This window comes from Pseudomonas tehranensis (assembly GCF_014268615.1).
GTDB lineage: Bacteria > Pseudomonadota > Gammaproteobacteria > Pseudomonadales > Pseudomonadaceae > Aquipseudomonas > Aquipseudomonas tehranensis.
In genome coordinates this window covers 1-2,872 of the sequence record NZ_JABWQV010000398.1, presented here as the reverse complement: position 1 = coordinate 2,872, position 2,872 = coordinate 1, and the positions used below count along the sequence as shown (strand labels likewise).

Sequence of the window (2,872 nt, the reverse complement as noted above, 5' to 3'; positions counted from 1 at the left end):
ATCGCGAGCAGGCTCGCTCCCACAGTGGATCTACGCCAAATTTACTGGCACCTACAGATCCGCCTCCTGCACCACCCTCACCTTTTCCGCCTCCAGCGCGTACGCTGCGCTGGCCAGGTCGTTGTCGACCTTTTCGATCTTCAGCGTGCCGGTCACCCAGAGCGGTGTGTAGATGTCGTCCAGCTTCAAACCCTTGGGATAGCGCACCAGTACCAGTTGATTGGGCGGTGGTGGCGGGACGTGGATGCAGGCGCCAGGATAAGGCACCAGGAAAAACAGCGTGCTGCGGCCCTTGGCGTCGGACTCCAGCGGCACCGGGTAGCCGCCCAGGCGGATATGCCTGTTGTTCATCGACGCTACGGTCTTGCTCGAATACATCACCGCCGGCAAGCCCTTGCTTTGTTTCAAGCCACCTTTTTCGGTGAAGGTGCCGCTGGCTTCGGGGGTGTTGTGGTCAATCTCGGGCATGGCCTCGAGGGCTTTCTGGTCCGACTTGGGCATCAGTTCGAGCCAGTCGGTTTCCGGCAGTTCGGCGGCGTGGGCCAGGCCGCTGCCCAGCAGAAGGAGGGTCAAGACTAAACGGCGCATGAATGGGCTCGGCAATAAGTAGGAAGTGCGACGCCGGGCATTCTAGCCCTCCCTGCGCGCCAACGCAGAGGGGGCTTTGTCACAGAATAGAATCAGTTTCTTTTGATCAGACCGTAGATCACCAGCAACACCACCGCGCCCACCAGGGCACCGATGAAACCGGCGCCTTCGCCAGCCTGGTAGATGCCCAGGGCCTGGCCGCCGTAAGTGGCTGCCAACGAACCGCCGATACCGAGCAGGATGGTCATGATCCAGCCCATGCTGTCATCGCCCGGTTTCAGGAAGCGCGCCAGCAGGCCCACGATCAAGCCGATAAAGATGGTTCCAATGATTCCCATGGCATTTCCCTCTGAGATAAGTAGCCAGACCAAAGCCCGTTGAGACTTTGGCACCTAGCCATCAGAGAAGTTAGCCGACCAATGGTTCCACCGACGCTTGAGACTATTGTTCGGCGATCAGTGTCTCGACCTTGATGATCTGCTGGGCCAGCGTGGCCCGGTCAGCGCAACGCAGGTTGGCGTGACCGACCTTGCGCCCGGCCTTGAACGCCTTGCCATAGTGGTGCAGATGGCAGTCGGCAATCCTCAGGACTTTTTCGGTGTCCGGCACTTTGCCGATGAAGTTGAGCATCGCGCTTTCGCCGACTTTGGCGGTCGAGCCCAGCGGCAGCCCGGCCACCGCCCGCAGGTGGTTTTCAAACTGGCTGCACTCGGCGCCTTCGGTGGTCCAGTGCCCGGAGTTGTGCACGCGCGGGGCGATTTCATTGGCCTTGAGGCCGCCGTCCACTTCAAAGAACTCGAACGCCATGACGCCGACATAGTCCAGTTGCTTGAGCACCCGGCTGGAGTAGTCCTCGGCCAGGGCCTGCAGCGGATGATCGGTGCTGGCCACGGACAGCTTGAGAATGCCGTCCTTGTGGGTGTTGTGCACCAGCGGATAGAAACGGATTTCCCCGTCGCGAGCACGCACGGCGATCAACGAGACTTCCCCGCTGAACGGTACAAAACCTTCCAGCAGGCAGGCCACGCTGCCCAGCTCGGCGAACGTGCCGGCCACATCCTCAGGAGTGCGCAGGACTTTCTGGCCCTTGCCGTCGTAGCCCAGGGTGCGAGTCTTGAGGACGGCAGGCAGGCCGATGGAAGCAACGGCGGCTTCCAGGTCGGCTTGGGATTGGATGTCGGCGAACGCGGGTGTAGGGATGCCCAGGTCCTTGAACATGTTCTTTTCGAACCAGCGGTCGCGGGCGATGCGCAAGGCTTCGGCACTCGGGTAGACCGGGACGAACTGGGACAGGAAGGCAACGGTTTCGGCAGGAACGCTCTCGAACTCGAAGGTCACCAGGTCGACTTCATCGGCCAGTTGGCGCAAGTGGTCCTGATCACCGTAGTCGGCCCGCAGATGTTCACCCAACGCGCTGGCGCAGGCGTCCGGCGCCGGATCCAGGAAAGCGAAGTTCATTCCCAGCGGCGTTCCCGCCAGGGCCAACATGCGACCCAACTGGCCGCCACCGATTACACCGATCTTCATTCGTCAACCACCTCAGGCAATGCGTGGGTCTGGATTGTCCAGGACGCTGTCTGTCTGCTCAGCGCGGAATTTTTTCAGCACGGTATGAAATTGTGGGTGCTTGGCGCCCAGGATGCTCGCCGACAGCAGGGCCGCGTTGATCGCACCGGCCTTGCCGATGGCCAGGGTCGCCACCGGAATACCGGCCGGCATCTGCACGATCGACAGCAGCGAGTCGACGCCCGAGAGCATCGACGACTGCACCGGCACGCCCAGCACCGGCAGGTGGGTCTTGGCCGCACACATGCCTGGCAGGTGGGCCGCGCCACCGGCACCGGCGATGATCACCTCAATGCCACGAGCCTCAGCCTCTTCGGCGTACTGGAACAGCAGATCCGGGGTGCGGTGGGCGGAGACCACTTTCACCTCGTAAGGGATGCCGAGCTTTTCCAGCATATCGGCGGTGTGGCTAAGGGTGGACCAATCGGACTTGGAGCCCATGATCACGCCAACCAGTGCACTCATCGTCGTGCCTCTTCTCTCTGGGCGCCCGCAGGCGCGTCAAAAAACAACAAGCCACGCAGGAAACCGGCGTGGCTTGTTGTACGAATTATGGCCGATCTGGACCGGCCGAAGGCCGCGCAGTATACCTCAATGAAATAGATAAACAGCCCCTGTCGCGACCATCTGTCATTTGTGGTTAAACAGCGGTTTTATTGACTCTCAGGTCAGCGAAAAAGCACCACAATTCCCCTGTGGGAGCGGGCTTGCTCGCGAA

Annotated in this window: 4 protein-coding genes; all 4 read right to left on the bottom strand. The window is 61.2% G+C overall.

Annotated features, from left to right (window positions below; translation table 11 throughout):
* Positions 1-51: 51 nt before the first annotated feature.
* Complete coding sequence (locus HU811_RS26365; protein WP_092457714.1) at positions 52-588, bottom strand: DUF3299 domain-containing protein; 537 nt, start codon at positions 586-588, stop codon at positions 52-54.
* Positions 589-680: 92 nt separating this feature from the next.
* Positions 681-926, bottom strand: coding sequence for a GlsB/YeaQ/YmgE family stress response membrane protein (locus HU811_RS26360; RefSeq protein ID WP_039593587.1), 246 nt, complete (start codon positions 924-926; stop codon positions 681-683).
* Between the two features lie 103 nt (positions 927-1,029).
* A complete protein-coding gene (locus HU811_RS26355) occupies positions 1,030-2,115 on the bottom strand; it encodes a 5-(carboxyamino)imidazole ribonucleotide synthase (protein ID WP_186659000.1) in 1,086 nt (361 codons plus the stop codon).
* Positions 2,116-2,127: 12 nt separating this feature from the next.
* On the bottom strand, positions 2,128-2,619 hold the full coding sequence (gene purE, locus HU811_RS26350; protein WP_003196369.1) for a 5-(carboxyamino)imidazole ribonucleotide mutase: 492 nt from the start codon (positions 2,617-2,619) through the stop codon (positions 2,128-2,130).
* Positions 2,620-2,872: the final 253 nt, after the last annotated feature.